The 264-nt window shown below is 64.4% G+C and carries 1 pseudogene; it reads right to left on the bottom strand.

The features are described 5' to 3' along the window. A pseudogene (locus tag H2O73_RS24110) lies at window positions 1-264 on the bottom strand (alpha-amylase); the annotation flags it as partial.

The raw sequence follows: 264 nt of genomic DNA, 5'->3' as shown, positions 1-264 counted from the left end.
TCCAGCAGCACCTCGGGGTTGCGGAAATCCAGGTCGATCTGGTCATGGCTGAAGGTGCACCAGACATGGCGCGGGCCGTTGGCGGTCTCGACCTGTTGCAGCAGCGGCGTGGTGCGCGGACGGACCACGTCCGACAGGTCGTCCTCGGGCGAGGCTTCGAAGAAGAACCGGTCATAGGGCGCGTGCCCCTGGCGGTAGGCGTTGAACCATGCCCCCTGGCTGGAGACATGATTCAGCACCAGGTCCGACATCAGCAGGAATTCG

The sequence above is a fragment of the Vibrio marinisediminis genome, from assembly GCF_014050145.1.
Taxonomy (GTDB): Bacteria; Pseudomonadota; Gammaproteobacteria; order Enterobacterales; family Vibrionaceae; genus Vibrio; species Vibrio marinisediminis.
Note: the sequence above shows the minus strand (reverse complement) of the source record. Positions and strands in the feature narration are given on the sequence as shown.